This is a genomic window from Streptococcus sp. 27098_8_51, from assembly GCF_041432205.1.
In the GTDB taxonomy this organism is placed as follows: Bacteria; Bacillota; Bacilli; order Lactobacillales; family Streptococcaceae; genus Streptococcus.
The window spans coordinates 149,202-166,417 of record NZ_JAPVZE010000001.1; the positions used below are offsets into that span (position 1 = coordinate 149,202).

16 protein-coding genes and 1 pseudogene are annotated in these 17,216 nt (G+C 40.6%); 16 read left to right on the top strand and 1 reads right to left on the bottom strand.

Annotation, left to right across the window (positions count from 1 at the left end; genetic code table 11):
* Positions 1-84: 84 nt before the first annotated feature.
* From O3622_RS00725 to O3622_RS00795, 15 genes and pseudogenes are all read left to right on the top strand, one after another.
* Positions 85-465: a VOC family protein gene (locus tag O3622_RS00725; protein ID WP_000157150.1), complete on the top strand. Its 381-nt coding sequence runs from the start codon at positions 85-87 to the stop codon at positions 463-465.
* 247 nt (positions 466-712) lie between these two features.
* Positions 713-1,513 carry a dihydroorotate dehydrogenase electron transfer subunit gene (locus O3622_RS00730; RefSeq protein ID WP_001070074.1) on the top strand — a complete coding sequence of 267 codons (801 nt, stop codon included), beginning with the start codon at positions 713-715 and terminating at the stop codon, positions 1,511-1,513.
* Positions 1,476-2,462 (top strand): dihydroorotate dehydrogenase, encoded by a 987-nt coding sequence (locus tag O3622_RS00735; protein ID WP_161800715.1) that lies wholly within the window; start codon positions 1,476-1,478, stop codon positions 2,460-2,462. Before O3622_RS00730 ends, O3622_RS00735 begins: the two co-directional genes overlap by 38 nt.
* A 110-nt stretch (positions 2,463-2,572) precedes the next feature.
* Positions 2,573-4,825 carry a glucosaminidase domain-containing protein gene (locus O3622_RS00740; RefSeq protein ID WP_371606889.1) on the top strand — a complete coding sequence of 751 codons (2,253 nt, stop codon included), beginning with the start codon at positions 2,573-2,575 and terminating at the stop codon, positions 4,823-4,825.
* Positions 4,826-4,995: 170 nt separating this feature from the next.
* Positions 4,996-6,039 (top strand): annotated as a pseudogene (locus tag O3622_RS00745) (DNA/RNA non-specific endonuclease).
* A 94-nt stretch (positions 6,040-6,133) separates the two neighbouring features.
* Entirely contained in the window at positions 6,134-7,060 is a 927-nt protein-coding gene (locus tag O3622_RS00750; protein WP_001269447.1) for an aldo/keto reductase family oxidoreductase, read from the top strand.
* Between the two features lie 96 nt (positions 7,061-7,156).
* Positions 7,157-7,393 (top strand): DUF2829 domain-containing protein, encoded by a 237-nt coding sequence (locus O3622_RS00755; RefSeq protein WP_000141913.1) that lies wholly within the window; start codon positions 7,157-7,159, stop codon positions 7,391-7,393.
* Positions 7,386-8,084, top strand: coding sequence for a 3-oxoacyl-ACP reductase (locus O3622_RS00760; protein WP_371606890.1), 699 nt, complete (start codon positions 7,386-7,388; stop codon positions 8,082-8,084). The genes O3622_RS00755 and O3622_RS00760 overlap by 8 nt, the downstream gene beginning before the upstream one ends.
* Positions 8,085-8,094: 10 nt before the next feature.
* Positions 8,095-8,574, top strand: coding sequence for an NUDIX hydrolase (locus O3622_RS00765; protein ID WP_000403326.1), 480 nt, complete (start codon positions 8,095-8,097; stop codon positions 8,572-8,574).
* A gap of 7 nt (positions 8,575-8,581) precedes the next feature.
* On the top strand, positions 8,582-9,310 hold the full coding sequence (locus tag O3622_RS00770) for a GNAT family N-acetyltransferase (protein ID WP_371606891.1): 729 nt from the start codon (positions 8,582-8,584) through the stop codon (positions 9,308-9,310).
* A gap of 41 nt (positions 9,311-9,351) precedes the next feature.
* The gene (locus O3622_RS00775) at positions 9,352-10,227 is read left to right on the top strand and encodes a putative PEP-binding protein (protein ID WP_371606892.1); all 876 of its coding nucleotides are present in this window, start codon (positions 9,352-9,354) and stop codon (positions 10,225-10,227) included.
* A complete protein-coding gene (locus O3622_RS00780) occupies positions 10,196-10,636 on the top strand; it encodes an ASCH domain-containing protein (protein ID WP_125825831.1) in 441 nt (146 codons plus the stop codon). The genes O3622_RS00775 and O3622_RS00780 overlap by 32 nt, the downstream gene beginning before the upstream one ends.
* A gap of 120 nt (positions 10,637-10,756) precedes the next feature.
* Entirely contained in the window at positions 10,757-13,303 is a 2,547-nt protein-coding gene (locus O3622_RS00785; protein ID WP_371606893.1) for a M1 family metallopeptidase, read from the top strand.
* A gap of 109 nt (positions 13,304-13,412) precedes the next feature.
* Positions 13,413-14,087, top strand: a complete 675-nt coding sequence (gene ciaR, locus O3622_RS00790) for a two-component system response regulator CiaR (protein ID WP_000590635.1) — start codon at positions 13,413-13,415, stop codon at positions 14,085-14,087.
* The gene (locus tag O3622_RS00795; RefSeq protein WP_371606894.1) at positions 14,077-15,414 is read left to right on the top strand and encodes a sensor histidine kinase; all 1,338 of its coding nucleotides are present in this window, start codon (positions 14,077-14,079) and stop codon (positions 15,412-15,414) included. Before ciaR ends, O3622_RS00795 begins: the two co-directional genes overlap by 11 nt.
* A 64-nt stretch (positions 15,415-15,478) precedes the next feature.
* Here the strand turns inward: O3622_RS00795 and O3622_RS00800 are convergent, their stop codons facing one another.
* The gene (locus tag O3622_RS00800; protein WP_084945255.1) at positions 15,479-15,763 is read right to left on the bottom strand and encodes a DUF3270 domain-containing protein; all 285 of its coding nucleotides are present in this window, start codon (positions 15,761-15,763) and stop codon (positions 15,479-15,481) included.
* A gap of 385 nt (positions 15,764-16,148) precedes the next feature.
* Here O3622_RS00800 and O3622_RS00805 point away from each other — a divergent pair, with 385 nt between their 5' ends.
* Positions 16,149-17,204 carry an ABC transporter permease gene (locus O3622_RS00805; RefSeq protein ID WP_084945254.1) on the top strand — a complete coding sequence of 352 codons (1,056 nt, stop codon included), beginning with the start codon at positions 16,149-16,151 and terminating at the stop codon, positions 17,202-17,204.
* Positions 17,205-17,216: the final 12 nt, after the last annotated feature.

Sequence of the window (17,216 nt, forward strand, 5' to 3'; positions counted from 1 at the left end):
AGAAGAGGACTCTGGTTCAAGTTTCTAGTAAATTTTCCTGAATAAAGGTATAATAGAACTATTAAAACGAAAGAGGTAATGAAAATGGCTTCAAAAATGCTACACACTTGCTTGCGAGTAGAAAACCTTGAAAAATCAATCGCTTTTTATCAAGATGCTTTTGGATTTAAAGAATTGCGTCGCAGAGATTTTCCAGATCATGCTTTCACCATTGTCTATCTAGGACTTGAGGGGGATGACTATGAGTTGGAGTTGACCTATAACTATGATCACGGTCCTTACGTGGTAGGAGATGGCTTCGCCCATATCGCCCTCAGTACACCTGACCTTGAGGCCCTACATCAAGAACATAGCGCTAAAGGCTATGAGGTGACAGCTCCTAATGGACTTCCAGGAACTCAACCAAACTATTACTTTGTCAAGGATCCTGACGGTTACAAGGTCGAAGTCATTCGTGAAAAATAATCCAGTGAAGTCAAGTAGAATGTTCGTTTTCTACTTGACTTTTTTTCTTTGAAAGAGTATACTAATACAAATTTAACCTTTAAGGGGAGTCCAGAGAGACTCACAAGGTGTCAGATAAAAGGGATAAGGGGACTCTCTGTGGAGACTTTTTAAGTGTGCGCATGAGTTCTAGCCTAACCCAACTGAGGCCTTGCATTAGCAAGGCCTTTTCTTTATCTGGTCCCCTTAAATTTAAGGAGGAAAAGTCATGAATCCCACATGTAAGAAGCGTTTGGGTGCCATTCGTTTGGAAACCATGAAGGTGGTCGCACAAGAGGAAATTGCGCCAGCAATCTTTGAATTAGTCCTAGAAGGGGAGATGGTTGAAGCCATGCGAGCCGGCCAATTTCTTCATCTGCGTGTGCCTGATGACGCCCATCTCTTGCGCCGCCCTATTTCAATTTCGTCTATTGACAAAGCAAACAAGCAGTGTCACCTTATTTATCGGATTGAGGGGGCTGGGACAGCTATTTTTTCAACCTTAAGTCAGGGAGATACTCTTGATGTGATGGGACCTCAGGGAAATGGTTTTGACTTGTCTGACCTAGACGACCAGAGTCAAGTCCTCCTCGTTGGTGGTGGGATTGGTGTTCCACCCTTGCTAGAAGTAGCCAAGGAATTGCATGCGCGTGGGGTGACAGTAGTGACAGTCCTCGGTTTTGCGACTAAGGATGCTGTTATTCTCGAAACCGAATTGGCCCGATATGGTCAGGTCTTTGTAACGACAGATGATGGTTCTTATGGCATCAAGGGAAATGTTTCTGTTGTTATCAATGATTTAGACAGTCAATTTGATGCGGTTTACTCATGTGGTGCTCCGGGAATGATGAAGTATATCAATCAAACCTTTTATGATCATCCAAGAGCCTATCTATCTCTAGAATCTCGTATGGCTTGTGGGATGGGAGCTTGCTATGCCTGCGTTCTAAAAGTGCCAGATAGTGAGACCGTCAGCCAACGCGTCTGTGAAGATGGCCCTGTTTTTCGCACAGGAACAGTTGTATTATAAGGAGAAAGTCATGACTAACAAACGTTTACAAGTTTCTCTACCGGGCTTGGATTTGAAAAATCCCATCATTCCAGCATCAGGCTGTTTTGGTTTCGGCCAAGAGTATGCCAAATACTATGATTTAGACCTTTTAGGCTCCATTATGATCAAGGCGACGACACTTGAACCCCGTTTTGGGAATCCTACTCCCAGGGTGGCAGAAACGCCTGCAGGTATGCTCAATGCAATCGGTTTACAAAATCCAGGTTTAGAAGCTGTTTTAGCTGAAAAGTTGCCTTGGCTGGAAAGAGAATATCCTTCGCTTCCCATCATCGCCAATGTAGCAGGCTTTTCAAAACAAGAGTACGCTGCCGTTTCTCAGGGGATTTCCAAGGCTACAAATGTAAAAGCTATCGAGCTCAATATCTCTTGTCCGAATGTGGATCACGGCAATCATGGACTTTTGATTGGGCAAGATCCTGACTTGGCTTATGAAGTGGTAAAGGCAGCTGTGGAAGCCTCTGATGTGCCAGTTTATGTTAAATTAACCCCTAGTGTAACGGATGTTGTCACCATCGCCAAAGCCGCAGAAGATGCAGGGGCAAGTGGCCTAACCATGATCAATACCCTTGTCGGTATGCGCTTTGACCTTAAAACCAGAAAACCAATCCTAGCCAATGGAACAGGTGGAATGTCTGGACCAGCAGTCTTTCCAGTAGCCCTCAAACTCATCCGCCAAGTCGCCCAAACAACCGACCTTCCCATCATTGGAATGGGAGGAGTGGATTCTGCTGAAGCAGCGCTAGAAATGTATCTGGCTGGTGCCTCTGCTATCGGAGTTGGAACAGCCAATTTTACCAATCCATATGCCTGTCCTGATATTATTGAAAATTTACCAAAAGTCATGGATAAATACGGCATTAGCAGTCTAGAAAATCTCCGTCAGGAAGTCAAAGCCAATCTGAGATAAGCTAGGTCTTCCTTATCGTCAACAAGAAATAGAATCTTCATCAATTTGTAATATTTCCGTCGATTAACTATGTTACAATAGGGTTTAGAAAACGTTATTGGAGCATTTAAATGAAACGATGGAAAGTGGCCCTAGTAAGTGCTGGCTTATTGGGGTGTTTTTTTACTGTAGTGGAGACAGCAAAAGCAGAAGAGGGGACTTGGCAAGGAAAGACCTACCTCAAAGCAGACGGGAAACCAGCAACCAAGCAATGGCTTTTTGACCAAACGCATCAGAACTGGTTTTATCTTAAAGATAATGGTCAACGTGCAGAAAATGGCTGGTTGACAGTTGGTGGTAAAGATTACTATTTTAACGAAGCTGGAAAATTAGCTACGAAAACGTGGGTTGGCCAGTACTATGTGACTGAAAGTGGTGCTAAAGCAAAGGAACAGTGGGTATTTAATCAGGAAAAAGAATCCTGGTATTATCTAAAGTCTGATGGTCAGAAAGCTCAAAAAGAATGGATTCAACAAGGTCAAGAAAAATATTACCTTAAAGAAGACGGGAAAATGGCCAAAGATGAGTGGATCACTCAAGGTGAGAACCAGTACTACATCAATTCACAAGGTAAAATGCTGAAAAATGCTTGGCTTGGTAAAAGCTATATATCAGAAAATGGTAATAAGGTTAAACAAGCCTGGATTTATGATGACAACTATAGCAGTTGGTTCTACCTTCAACAAGATGGTACCTATGCTGAAAATAGGTGGTTAACTATAGATGGGAAGGACTACCATTTTAAATCAGGCGGTTATCTTTCTACTGAACGTTGGATTGATCGCTTCTATGTTGCGAAGAGTGGAGCTAAATTGAAATCGGAATGGCTCTTTGATAAGAATTATGATGCTTGGTTTTACTTGAAAGCTGACGGAACCTATGCCGAAAAAGGCTGGGAAACGATTAAAGAAAAAGATTACCATTTCAAATCAGGCGGTTATCTTTCTACCGAGCGCTGGATAGATCGCTTCTATGTTGCGAAGAGTGGAGCTAAATTGAAATCGGAATGGCTCTTTGACAAGAATTATAACTCTTGGTTTTACTTGAAAGCTGACGGAACCTATGCTGAAAAAGGTTGGCAAACCATCAAAGGAAAGGATTACCATTTCAAATCAGGCGGCTACCTCTCTACGGAAACTTGGATTGACCGCAGTTATGTGACGAGCAGTGGAGCAAAAGCTGGCAAAGGGTGGCTCTTTGACAAGAATTATAACTCTTGGTTCTATATTAACTCTGATGGAAATTATGCCAATAAAGAATGGCTCTGGGATAATGGTTACTACTATCTCAAATCTGGTGGTTATATGGCTGCGAGTGAGTGGGTATGGTACAAGAACAATTGGTTCTACCTCAAGTCAAATGGAAAGATGGCTGAGAAAGAATTAATCTACGATTCATCCGACCAATCATGGTACTACCTTAAATCAGGCGGTTATATGGCAAAAAATGAAACTGTGGATGGTCATACTTTGGATGCTTCTGGTAGATGGCATGTTGCGGATAAAACCAAATATTACAAAGTTAAACCCATCACAGCCTATGTCTATAGTGCATCTGGAGAAATCTTGAGTTACATTAACCAAGGAAGCATTGTTTCACTGGATAGCTCGACGCGAAAAGGCGGCCGACTTGCAGTTTCGATTTCTGGCTTGTCTGGCTATATGAATCAAAGTGATTTGACAGCAGTAGATGAAGGAAGCGAGTTTATCCCTCATTATACTAGTGATGGGAAATTCCTCTACCATGAACTCTCTCCTTATACGAGTATCAAAGTAGCTCCACACACATCTGCCATGGTTATTGGTAAGAAGTACTACTCAACTGATGGAGAGCATTTTGATGGCTTTACCATTAAAAATCCTTTCCTCTATAAAAACTTGAGAGAACCAAGTAATTATAGTGCAGCTGAATTGGATAAACTGTATTCGATGATGAACTTGCAGGATAGTCCTCTTGCAGGTAAAGGAGCGACTTTCAAAGAAGCTGAGGAACGCTACGGTGTAAATGCCCTTTACTTGATGGCCCATAGTGCCCTTGAAAGTGCTTGGGGACGCAGTCAAATTGCCAGAGATAAGAACAATTTCTTTGGTATTGCTGCTTATGATACTAGCCCATATCTCTCAGCCAAGAGCTTTGATAATGTGGACAAAGGAATTCTCGGAGCGGCCAAGTGGATCCGTGAGAATTATATTGACTATGGTAGAGACCACCTTGGAAATAAAGCAACCGGAATGAATGTTCGCTATGCTTCAGATCCATACTGGGGTGAGAAGATAGCCAGCATCATGATGACTATCAACAGCAAACTTGGTTGGAAAGACTAATCAAAAGAAATCAACGGTAACTACTGAAAAAGTGGTTATCGTTTTTGTTTTGGATAAAGGAAGAAAATAGGATAATAATAGCCTCTTTATTCTTGAATAATTAGCAAAATGATAGTAAAATGTAAAAGGAAGGATTGATATAGTTATTATACAAAATAAAGGAGTTTTTTATGAAAAAGTTGCTCACCCTTTCACTTGCCTTACTTTCAGTAACAACACTTGTTGCTTGTTCTGGTCATAAGGTAGAACAAACAGTTCCAGAAGAAAAAGTCGAACAGAAGCAAGCCAAGTTCGATGAAAAGTTGTTTAAAGAAGCTGGACTCTTGCCTTTTAAAAATGAAAAGCAGTTAGAACTTGGGGAATTGGATTCCAAATCACGCGCGACGGGTGCTCATATTCAACTCAAGGACAGCGATGAGCCAACTGAGAAGAGAGAACCTAAGTTGACTTATGATCCAGTTGGATGGCACAACTATAAATTCTTTTATGGTGATGGTAAAAAAGAAGCTTGGCTGATGAGTCGAGGCCATCTGATCGGGTACCAATTTAGTGGATTGTATGATGAAAAGAAAAACTTGGTCCCTATGACTAATTAGCTCAATGCTGGAAATTATTCTGGAACAGATAATACTAATCAAGAAAGCATGCTTTACTATGAGAATCGATTGGACTCTTGGTTGGCCAATCATCCGAACTACTATCTTGACTACAAGGTGACCCCAATCTATCAGAAGGATGAATTGATTCCGAGACAAATTGAATTGCAGTATGTGGGAATTGATGAAAACGGCAAACTCTTGGAGATCAAGTTGGGTGGTAGTAAAGAAAAGGTTGATCAGTATTCGGTGACGCATGTCGTTTTAGACAATGTTTCAGCTAATGCGGAAATCAATTACTTGGACGGTACTGCTAAAAATACAGTTGAAAACAAAGAAGAAAAAGCTAAGAAAGAAGCTGAGGAGAAAGCTAAGAAGGAAGCTGAGGAAAAAGCCAAGAAAGAGGCTGAAGAAAAAGAAGCAGCTGAAAAGAAAGCAAAAGAAGAAGAGCAGGAAAAAGCTCGCCAAGCCGCACAAGAAAAGGAAGAAAGCCAGGAATCAAACTCACAATCAACAAATTCAGGTGGCTACTTTAGAGATAAAAACGGAAGATGGCACAGACCAAATGGTAAATTCGCTTCTAAGAAAGAAATTAGAGAAGCCGGATTGCAGTGGTAGGAAGAATTTAGCAGATATACAGTCAAAAAGCCGTTGTAAAGCGGTTTTTTGTTATAATTAAATTAATAATGTAGCATTAAAGGAGAAAAACTTGATGAGATACATAACTCTTGGTCAAGATGACAAAGAATTATCAGAAATTGTTCTCGGAATGATGAGAATAAAAGATAAGTCTGTAAAAGAAGTTGAAGAGATTGTAGAAACAGCACTTTCTGTTGGAATCAATGCTTTTGACTTGGCTGATATTTATGGTCGTGGTCGTTGTGAAGAACTGTTAGGTATTGTCCTAAAAAATCGTTCAGATTTAAGAGAAAAGATGTGGATTCAGTCCAAATGTGGCATTCGCATTGAAGAATTTACCTATTTTGATTTTTCTAAGGACTATATTATAAAATCAGTTGACGGAATTTTGCAAAGATTGAAGATTGATCATCTAGATAGCTTGCTTCTTCATCGACCAGATGCTTTGATGGAATCTGACCAAGTAGCAGAAGCCTTTGATCTTCTTTATAAACAAGGTAAGGTCCGAGATTTTGGAGTTTCTAATCAAAATCCTATGATGATGGAGTTGCTTAGAAAAGATGTCAAGCAGCCGTTAGCTGTTAATCAACTACAATTGAGTGCGGCTTTTACTCCAGGATTCGAATCAGGTTTTCATGTTAATATGGAAGATAGTCAAGCAACGATGCGAGATGGCAGCGTTTTTGAATATTGCAAATTACACGATGTGGTCATTCAAGCATGGTCTGTCTTACAATTCGGGTATTTTAAAGGGAACTTTGTTGGTAATGAGAAATTTCAAGCTTTGAATCAAGTACTTGATCGTCTAGCTTTAAAATATGGAGTAACCCCTTCAACTATTGCCATTTCTTGGATATTGCGTTATCCAGCAAAAATGCAGGCAGTCGTAGGTACAACAAATCCTAAGCATTTGAGAGAAGTTAGCCAAGCGGCAAACTTTAGCTTAACAAGAAAAGAATGGTATGAAATTTATCTTGCAGCAGGGAATAATTTGCCGTAAGTAGAAGCAGATTTAAATAAATCACAGTCAAAAAGCCGTTGGAAAACGGTTTTTTGTTATAATTAAACTAAGAATGTAGCATTAAAGGAGAACAACATGACTTTTGAAGAAATTCTGCCTGGATTAAAGGCTAAGAAAAAATATGTACGAACTGGTTGGGGAGGGGCTGAAAACTATGTGCAGCTTTTTGACACCATCGAGCAAAATGGGGTTGCACTTGAAGTGACGCCCTATTTCCTAATCAACGTTTCTGGAGAAGGGGAAGGCTTTTCCATGTGGAGTCCGACGCCTTGTGATGTTTTGGCGACGGATTGGGTAGAAGTCCATGACTAGACGTGTACTCATTACAGGTGTGAGTTCAGGGATTGGACTGGCTCAAGCTCGCCATTTTTTAGAGAATGGCTATCAAGTTTATGGTGTAGATCAAGGAGAAAATCCAGTTTTAGATGGTGATTTCTACTTTTTACAGAGGGATTTGACATTAGATTTGAAACCTGTTTTTGACTGGTGCCCTCAGGTGGATGTTTTGTGCAATACTGCTGGAGTTTTGGATGACTATAAACCTTTACTAGAACAATCTGCCCAGGAAATCCAAGAGATTTTTGAAATTAACTATGTGACTCCAGTTGAGATGACACGACATTATTTGACGCAAATGCTGGAAAGTAAAAAGGGAATCATCATCAATATGTGCTCCATCGCTTCGAGCCTAGCAGGTGGTGGTGGTCATGCCTATACCTCGTCTAAGCACGCCTTAGCTGGCTTTACCAAGCAGTTGGCTCTAGACTATGCTGAAGCTGGGATTCAGGTCTTTGGGATTGCTCCTGGTGCTGTCAAGACAGCTATGACTGCTGCCGACTTTGAACCAGGTGGCTTAGCTGACTGGGTGGCTAGTGAAACGCCAATCAAGCGCTGGATTGAGCCAGAGGAAATAGCAGAAATCAGCCTTTTCTTAGCAAGTGGAAAGGCATCTGCCATGCAGGGACAAATTTTGACAATAGATGGTGGCTGGTCTTTGAAGTAGGAGGAGTTGGATGGAAATCAAAAAACACTTTGGAGTCTATGCTGTTTGCTTTGAAAACGGGAAGTTACTCTGCATTGAAAAAACGAGAGGCCCTTATCAACATCGTTATGATCTACCTGGTGGTAGTCAGCAACTTGATGAAGGATTGACGGAAACGCTGATTAGAGAAGTTATGGAAGAGACGGGCTTTACTGTTAGAAACTACTCCAATCCTCGAATCTACGATGTTTTCGTCAGGGAAGAGTTAAAAAATTTTATGGTTCACCATATCATGGCATTTTATGATATTGAGGTCAACGAGAAGGAAGCTCAAGTTACGATTTCGGAAGTTGTCTCTGATGGTGCGAATGATTCGCTCGGATATGTTTGGATGGATATTCAAGAGATCACAGAAAAAAATGCTTCGCCCTTAGTCTTGAAGGTTAAGTCTGAATTATTAGGATTTCCAGAGCTGGACAAGACCTTGTATATGAATTGGAAGGTGAAGTAGGGGGATAATGGAACTATTTAAAACATGGAAGAAAAATATGGTTCTTTATGGTCTTAAATCTCAAATCGGAACTGTCTACCGAAACAGTGATAGGACAACAAGCTTTTATGATGTTGGAAATTTTCTATACCTAGCAGGGGAGTTGGATTCCAGATTTTGGGAAGATTTTGTTAGGAAATACGGTTTAGATTATAAGATTATTATTTCAGAAGATACTAATTGGCAAGATTTTCTACATCGGAAAGTGGAGCTAAATTCTTTTACTCGCTATTCTTTTAAAGATAAGGCAAATTTTCAAGTTGAATTTCTAAATGGTCTAGTTACTCACTTAGAGGAAGATTACAATATTGTGCCTATTGATAATCATATTTATAACTGCTTTTCTGAGGAAGAATGGTCACAAGATTTACTGGGGGATTTTGAGTCCTATCAGGATTTTGTTTTAAAGGGTGGATTTGGCTTTGTGATTCTTAAAAATAATGAACTGATTGCTGGGATTTCCTCAGGGTTAGTTTACCGTGGAGCAGTTGAAGTGGAAGTTGCAACTAGACCAAACGAACAAGGAAATGGATTTGCTAAAAAGCTTGGTGCTACAATGATTCTGGAGAGTTTAAATAGAGATATGTTTCCACTTTGGGATGCTCATAACGAGGCTTCCAAAAAAGTAGCAGAATTTTTAGGATATGAGTTATTTGAACCTTATGAAGCTTTTGAACTAGAGGAAGGTATCATATAATGATATCTGATATTGTATGTTTTAAGACGAGGTGAATGGCTATGCAAAACCAACTTGCTCTTAGTGGCGAACAAATTGTTGAAAAAGTTTATCCTCAGTTATTGCACCACGTCGGTATGATTCGTGGAGAATACTTACTGAGAGAGCTCAATCAAAATATCCTATTAGCAAGTTGTCAACAATTTGTAAAAGATTATCTAGATACCATTTGCTCCTTGTACTCAGATGAAGAGGTTTGGTATCGTTTTTCAGAGTTAACAAATACAGAAGCTAATTGTTTAGAGGGGACTAAAGAGCATTTTGATGAAAATCATCCCTTGTTTGGTTATAGAGGAACTAGGCGCTTGCTGGCGTGTCCTGATGAATTTCAGGCTGAAGCACATGTCGTTACAGAAGTTTATCAAACAAATCCCAATCTGTCTGTTATTTTTCCTTTTATCAATGATGCTGAGCAGTTAAAACAAGCTATTAGAGTATTGCGTGAGCATGGTTTTACTGGAAAAGTCGGTACAATGATTGAATTACCGTCAGCATATTTTGACTTGGACAGGATACTGGAAACGGGTATTTCAAAGATTATAGTTGGAATGAATGATTTGACTTCTTTTATTTTTGCCACTGTGAGAAACAGTCAATGGCATGATATGGAAAGTCCAATTATGTTAGATATGCTAAGAGATATGCAGGATAAAGCAAGGATGAAAAAGATTGACTTTGCTGTAGCAGGCTATCTGAATGATTCTTTCATACAAAAAATGAATCAGTTGAGTATCAAGTGCATTATTCACTACAGTTCTATTCTAGAGATTTTTGATTTAGAAATTGACCATCCAGATCATCTTAAACACATAAAAGAAGAAAGTAAAAAATTACAAAGGAGCACCCATGACACCGCAAGAAATGTGGAATGCATATAAGAAAATCAACCCCTCTATAGGAGATGAAATCGATGCTTGGGCTTTTGGAGTGGAACCAGACCTTTTAGCAGATTTGGTTTTAAGAGGCGAAAAGACTGCAACAGCTTCAGCCTACGACCTCTATGCACTAGAGGACGAACCTCTTCCGCAAGAAGGGACCTTCGATGTCATTTTAGACAGTCAAAATCAGGCTGTCTGCATTGTCGAAATTACTAAGGTCTCCGTTCAGCATTTCAATCAAGTTTCTGCAGACCATGCCTATAAGGAAGGTGAGGGAGACAAATCTTTAGCCTATTGGCGTCAGGTTCATGAAGACTGTTTCACCGAGTGGATGAGGGAAGCTGGGCTGCCTTTTACGCCTGACAGCAAGGTCGTTTTGGAAGAATTTCGCAAGGTCTACCCACTGTAGACTGCAGAAGGAAGAAAGTTTTGGAAATTACCGTCCAATCCTTTTTTCTAAAGCAAAACATGATATAATAAGTTTGTTTGAAGAAGAGTAAAACTCTTAAACTTAGAATAGGAGAAAACTATGCAAGCAGTTGAACATTTTATTACCCAATTTGTTCCTGAACATTATGATTTATTTTTAGACTTGAGTCGTGAGACCAAGACCTTTTCCGGGAAGGTAACCATTACTGGTCAAGCACAGAGTGATCGTATTTCCCTTCACCAAAAAGACTTGGAAATCACTTCTGTGGAAGTTGCAGGTCAAGCTCGTCCATTTACAGTTGACCATGACAATGAAGCCCTTCATATCGAATTGGCTGAGGCTGGTCAAGTTGAATTAGTCATCGCTTTTTCAGGAAAAATCACAGACAACATGACAGGTATTTACCCTTCTTACTACACAGTTGATGGAGTCAAGAAGGAAGTCTTGTCTACTCAGTTCGAGAGCCATTTTGCGCGCGAAGCCTTCCCATGTGTGGATGAGCCAGAAGCAAAAGCGACTTTTGACCTCGCTCTACGTTTTGACCAAGCAGAAGGTGAAGTGGCCTTGTCAAACATGCCAGAAATTGATGTGGAAAACCGTAAGGAAACAGGCATCTGGAAGTTTGCGACAACACCTCGTATGTCTTCTTACTTGTTGGCCTTTGTAGCAGGTGATTTGCAAGGTGTGACCGCTAAAACTAAAAACGGTACCCTTGTAGGTGTCTACTCAACCAAAGCTCACCCATTATCCAACCTTGATTTCTCACTGGACATCGCCGTTCGCTCTATCGAGTTTTATGAAGATTACTACGGAGTTAAGTACCCAATCCCTCAATCACTTCACATCGCCCTTCCTGACTTCTCAGCAGGTGCTATGGAAAACTGGGGTCTTGTGACTTATCGTGAAGTTTACTTGGTTGTGGATGAGAACTCAACCTTTGCTAGTCGACAACAAGTTGCCCTTGTTGTGGCACATGAGTTGGCTCACCAATGGTTTGGTAACCTCGTGACTATGAAATGGTGGGATGATCTTTGGCTTAATGAAAGCTTCGCAAACATGATGGAATACGTCTGTGTGGATGCCATCGAGCCAAGTTGGAATATCTTTGAAGATTTCCAAACAGGTGGAGTACCTCTCGCTCTTGAACGTGATGCGACGGATGGTGTTCAGTCTGTTCATGTTGAAGTTAAACACCCAGACGAAATCAATACCCTCTTTGATGGCGCTATCGTCTATGCCAAAGGAAGCCGTCTCATGCACATGCTTCGTCGTTGGCTCGGCGATGCTGATTTCGCTAAAGGTTTGCATGCCTACTTTGAAAAGCACCAGTACAGTAACACCATCGGTCGTGACCTATGGAATGCCCTTGGTCAAGCATCAGGTCGTGATGTTGCAGCCTTCATGGATTCTTGGTTGGAACAACCTGGTTATCCAGTTCTCACTGTCAAAGTTGAAAATGATGTCTTGAAGATTTCACAAAAACAATTCTTTATCGGTGAGCACGAAGACAAGAACCGTCTCTGGGTTGTGCCACTGAACAGCAACTGGAAAGGCTTGCCAGATACACTCGAAACTGAAAGTATCGAAATCCCTGGCTACGCAGCTCTTCTTGCTGAAAATGAAGGGGCTCTTCGTCTCAACACTGAAAATACTGCCCACTATATTACCGACTATCAAGGAGACTTGTTAGAAGCTGTTCTTGCTGAGCTAGAGACACTTGATAACACAAGCAAACTGCAAATTGTTCAAGAACGTCGTTTGTTGGCTGAGGCAGGGCACATTTCTTATGCAGACTTGCTTCCAGTCCTTGATAAACTTGCTAAGGAAGAGTCTTATCTGGTGGTTTCAGCTGTTTCTCAAGTGATTTCTGCCCTTGAGCGCTTTATCGATGAAGGAACAGAAACTGAGAAAGCCTTTAACAGTCTGGTTGCTAAATTGGCTCGTCATAACTATGACCGTCTTGGCTTTGAAGCCAAAGACGGAGAATCAGATGAGGATGAATTGGTTCGTCAGTTGGCCGTTTCTATGATGATTCGCTCCAATGATGCAGAAGCTAGTCAAGTCGCTAGCCAAATCTTTGCAGCTCACAAGGAGAACCTTGCAGGACTTCCAGCAGCCATCCGTGCACAAGTTCTTATCAATGAAATGAAACACTATGAGACCAAGGACTTGGTCGCAACTTATCTGGACCTCTACACTCATGCGACGGATGCGGTCTTCAAACGCCAGTTGGCAGCTGCTCTAGCCTACAGTACAGATGCCGACAATATCCAAACCTTGATTCGTTCATGGAAGGACAAATTTGTGGTGAAACCACAAGACCTTTCTTCATGGTACCTCCAATTCCTCGGACACCAAACAACTCAAGAAACTGTTTGGGTATGGGCGCGTGAAAACTGGGATTGGATCAAGGCAGCTCTTGGTGGGGATATGAGCTTTGATAGCTTTGTCATCTTCCCATCACACATCTTTAAAACAGAAGAACGCTTGGCTGAGTATAAGGAATTCTTTGAACCGCAACTTTCTGACCTAGCTCTTAGCCGTAATATCCGCATGGGGATCAAGGATATCGCAGCGCGTGTTGACTTGATTAAGCGTGAGAAAGCAGCAGTCGAAGCTGTTGTAGCCCAATATGGCAAGGCTTAATTCGTTCAAAATGTAAACAAAAACTCAACTTTCTATCTTAAAAGAAGAGAGAGTTGAGTTTTTTTTAAGGCAATTTTGGTATAATAATCATAACAAGGAGGAGTTTCTGATGATAAAAATCTTATTAGTAGAAGATGACCTAGGTCTGTCAAACTCAGTATTTGACTTTTTGGATGATTTTGCAGATGTCATGCAGGTTTTTGATGGAGAAGAAGGGCTCTACGAAGCTGAAAGTGGCGTTTATGACTTGATTTTGCTTGACCTGATGTTGCCTGAAAAAAATGGTTTCCAAGTCTTGAAAGAGTTGCGAGAAAAAGGAATTACGACACCAGTTCTTATCATGACTGCCAAAGAGAGTTTGGATGACAAGGGACATGGTTTTGAGTTGGGAGCGGATGACTATCTCACCAAACCTTTCTACCTAGAAGAACTCAAAATGCGGATTCAAGCCCTTCTCAAGCGTTCAGGAAAGTTTAACGAAAATACCTTGACCTATGGGGATGTAGTCGTCAATCTTTCAACGAATGAAGTGAAGGTGGAAGACACGCCTGTGGAACTGCTCGGAAAAGAGTTTGAGTTATTGGTTTACTTCCTTCAAAATCAAAATGTTATTCTTCCCAAGACACAAATTTTTGACCGTCTATGGGGATTTGATAGCGATACGACTATTTCCGTTGTAGAAGTCTATGTTTCAAAAGTTCGTAAGAAACTGAAGGGTACAGCCTTTGCTGAAAATCTTCAAACCTTGCGTAGTGTCGGGTATATTTTAAAAGATGTTCAATAAATTAAAAAAAACATGGTATGCGGATGATTTTAGCTATTTCATTCGAAACTTTGGAGTGTTCACCTTGATTTTCTCTGCTATGACCTTGATTATCCTTCAGGTCATGCATTCGAGTCTCTACACCTCTGTAGATGAAAAACTCCAAGCTCTTAGTAGTAGTCCCCAAGCGGTTATCCAGTTAGCCCTTAATCGGGCAACCGAAGAAGTCAAGGATATCCAACCCGCAACAGCGGATGCCAACAAGGCTGAAATCAAGCCCAATGTTAGCTCTAATACGGAAGTTTTGCTTTTTGACAAGGATTTTAACCAACTCTTACTGGGTAATCGCTTTTTAGGCTTGGACAAGATCAAGCTGGACAAGAAAGAGTTGAATCATATTCGGCAAATCCAAGTTGTCAATAGCTACGGTCAGGAAGAAACCTATCGAATGGTCTTGATGGAAACCAACTCTTCCACCGTATCAAGTAATGTCAAATATGCGGCGGTTCTAATCAATACCAGCCAGCTTGAGCAAATCAGCCAAAATCACGAGCATTTAATTGTTGTAGTCATGGCTAGTTTCTGGCTCCTGTCTTTAATTGCCAGTGTTTACCTGGCACGTGTCAGTGTCAAACCCTTGCTGGAAAGCATGCAAAAGCAGAAGTCCTTTGTTGAAAATGCGAGTCACGAACTGAGAACGCCTCTGGCCGTTTTACAAAATCGTTTAGAGAATCTTTTTCGAAAACCAGAGGCAACCATCATGGAATCCAGTGAAAGTATTGCTTCCAGTCTTGAAGAAGTTCGCAACATGCGTTTCCTTACGACCAATCTTCTCAACCTTGCACGTCGAGATGATGGAATCAAACCAGAAATAGCAGAAGTTTCTCCACAATTCTTTAAAACAACCTTTGCCAACTATGAGTTGATTGCTTATGAAAATGATCGTGTTTTCAACTATGAAAATCGAATTTATCGTCCATTCATGACCGATCAGTTGCTCCTAAAACAACTCATGACCATTTTATTTGACAATGCCATCAAGTATACTGAAGAAGATGGGGAAATTGAGTTTGTAGTCTATGCTACAGATCGCCACCTCTATCTTACAGTAACGGATAACGGAATTGGAATTTCAGCTGCTGATAAGAAGAAAATCTTTGATCGCTTTTACCGTGTGGACAAGGCGAGAACCCGTCAGAAAGGTGGTTTCGGCCTGGGACTATCTTTGGCAAAGCAGATTGTTGATGCTTTACGAGGAACGATTGCCGTCAAAGATAACAAACCTAGAGGAACAATTTTTGAAGTTAAGATTGCTATTCAATCTCCTTCAAAACGTAAGAATAAATAAAAAGGACAGTTATATAACTGTCTTTTTTGATAACTAGAAAAGAGGTTGGTAGTAGTACCAACCTTTATTTTGAAAATTTTCGTTTCATTATCTTTCTTTGAAGTTGTAAAAGGGCAAAACTAAGACCCATTGCAGCGACAAAGGACAAAGCTGTATTTAATTTTAAGGCTAAAAAGATAAAGCTAAAAAGCACCATAAAAATACAAAAACAAGCAATATTTACAAAAAATAAAATCTCTTTTAGGTTAGGGCCGACTGGGGCTTCAGGTGTGTAATCTTGATAAAGCGGAGTTTGTTTCGATTCGGGAGCTTGTTCAAACTCATAAGCTTCTAGTTTTCTTGCGGACATGATTCTCTCCTTAACAGTACATAACTATTTTATCATTTTTTATGCAGAGAATTATTACAGGATTGTTACAAAACAACTAAAGTCTCTTATCAACTTCTAAGTCACTCTTCTTGACACCTACTAGGGAAAGTGATAGCATGGATGTTACACTTGAAACAGATGACCTGACTTTCTCTTTTATAAATATACTGAGAAAGGTAAGGATGACTTATATAAATTGATAGCAAGCTGAGGCTTTTTCCTAAGATGATTTGTTAAGTTGCTACCTGGATACTTTTGAAGAGTATTGGTAGGAGTTGTTTTGAATGGATGGAAGGACAGCGATTCTGTCTATTGGTCTGGGTGGCTTCTTGCTACCTCTGGGGAAAAGTTAAAGGAGATAAGCATGTATCTTGCTATCAAAGAAATAGTACGAAACAAACTTCGATATAGTTTAATTCTAACTACCATTTTTCTTATCGCTTTCATGGTCTTTTTTATGACCAGTTTAGCTCTTGGTCTTGTGCGAAATAACCGAGCCGCTATTGATAACTGGCAAGCAACGAGTATCGTTTTATCTGACTACGCAAATGATAATTTGACGGCATCTTTTATTCCTGAAAAGGACTACAAGGATAAGAGTTCTGAAGAGGCTGCTCCATTGGGCTATATGTTCGCTGTGACCAATCTAGTAGATGGTAGTGAAAAGGTCAATGTTTCTATTTTTGCTCAAGACTGGGACTCTTTTATCTCTCCTAGTTTGACGGAGGGTCGTTATCCTGAAAGAGATGATGAGGTTGTCGTGGATCAGTCTTTTGAGAACTATGGGATGAAGCTAGGTGATGCCATTCAGCTCAATGGAAGCGAGGCAAGTTACAAGATTGTAGGCCTGACTCAAGGAAATAAATTTTTCACCGAGCCTGTTGTCTTTACGAGTCTGACAACTTATTGGACCTTACAAGGAACCTTGAAAGCCAATCGTTCCGTCTCTGCCTTGGTATTGAAAAATGACATAGAAGTGTCTGGCGATGGATTGAAACAGATTTCCATTCCAAAAATAATATCGAAAATTCCTGGTTACACGCCTCAGGTGAATGTATTTTCGGGAATGATTCTCGCTATGATTGTTATCACAGGCTTGATTGTGGGGATTTTTGTTTATATCATTACCATCCAAAAACTAGGACTATATGGAATAATGCGGGCTCAGGGTATACAGATCAAAACCATTGTATGGTCCCTTTTCTGTCAAATCTTCCTCCTAGCCGGTATGGGAATTGCTTTAGCCTTGCTCGCTATTGGTGGGGTGATTTTAGTCTTACCAGCTACCTTCTTTTTCTACCCAAGTTGGATAGCCTACTCTGTCCTAAGCTTGGTAATTTGCTTGATGGCCCTTCTAGGTGGTGTCATTTCACTTCCACGCTTGTTAAAGGTGGACCCGATTACTGCGATTGCAGAGTGATAAGGAGAATAG

Coding starts and splice junctions, on each gene's coding strand:
- O3622_RS00755 (WP_000141913.1), top strand. CDS start 7,157: ATGACTTTTGAAGAAATTCTGCCTGGATTAAAGGCTAAGAAAAAATAT.
- O3622_RS00765 (WP_000403326.1), top strand. CDS start 8,095: ATGGAAATCAAAAAACACTTTGGAGTCTATGCTGTTTGCTTTGAAAAC.
- O3622_RS00750 (WP_001269447.1), top strand. CDS start 6,134: ATGAGATACATAACTCTTGGTCAAGATGACAAAGAATTATCAGAAATT.
- O3622_RS00780 (WP_125825831.1), top strand. CDS start 10,196: ATGACACCGCAAGAAATGTGGAATGCATATAAGAAAATCAACCCCTCT.
- O3622_RS00740 (WP_371606889.1), top strand. CDS start 2,573: ATGAAACGATGGAAAGTGGCCCTAGTAAGTGCTGGCTTATTGGGGTGT.
- O3622_RS00795 (WP_371606894.1), top strand. CDS start 14,077: ATGTTCAATAAATTAAAAAAAACATGGTATGCGGATGATTTTAGCTAT.
- O3622_RS00725 (WP_000157150.1), top strand. CDS start 85: ATGGCTTCAAAAATGCTACACACTTGCTTGCGAGTAGAAAACCTTGAA.
- O3622_RS00735 (WP_161800715.1), top strand. CDS start 1,476: ATGGCCCTGTTTTTCGCACAGGAACAGTTGTATTATAAGGAGAAAGTC.
- O3622_RS00730 (WP_001070074.1), top strand. CDS start 713: ATGAATCCCACATGTAAGAAGCGTTTGGGTGCCATTCGTTTGGAAACC.
- O3622_RS00785 (WP_371606893.1), top strand. CDS start 10,757: ATGCAAGCAGTTGAACATTTTATTACCCAATTTGTTCCTGAACATTAT.
- O3622_RS00775 (WP_371606892.1), top strand. CDS start 9,352: ATGCAAAACCAACTTGCTCTTAGTGGCGAACAAATTGTTGAAAAAGTT.
- O3622_RS00770 (WP_371606891.1), top strand. CDS start 8,582: ATGGAACTATTTAAAACATGGAAGAAAAATATGGTTCTTTATGGTCTT.
- O3622_RS00800 (WP_084945255.1), bottom strand. CDS start 15,763: ATGTCCGCAAGAAAACTAGAAGCTTATGAGTTTGAACAAGCTCCCGAA.
- O3622_RS00760 (WP_371606890.1), top strand. CDS start 7,386: ATGACTAGACGTGTACTCATTACAGGTGTGAGTTCAGGGATTGGACTG.
- O3622_RS00805 (WP_084945254.1), top strand. CDS start 16,149: ATGTATCTTGCTATCAAAGAAATAGTACGAAACAAACTTCGATATAGT.
- ciaR (WP_000590635.1), top strand. CDS start 13,413: ATGATAAAAATCTTATTAGTAGAAGATGACCTAGGTCTGTCAAACTCA.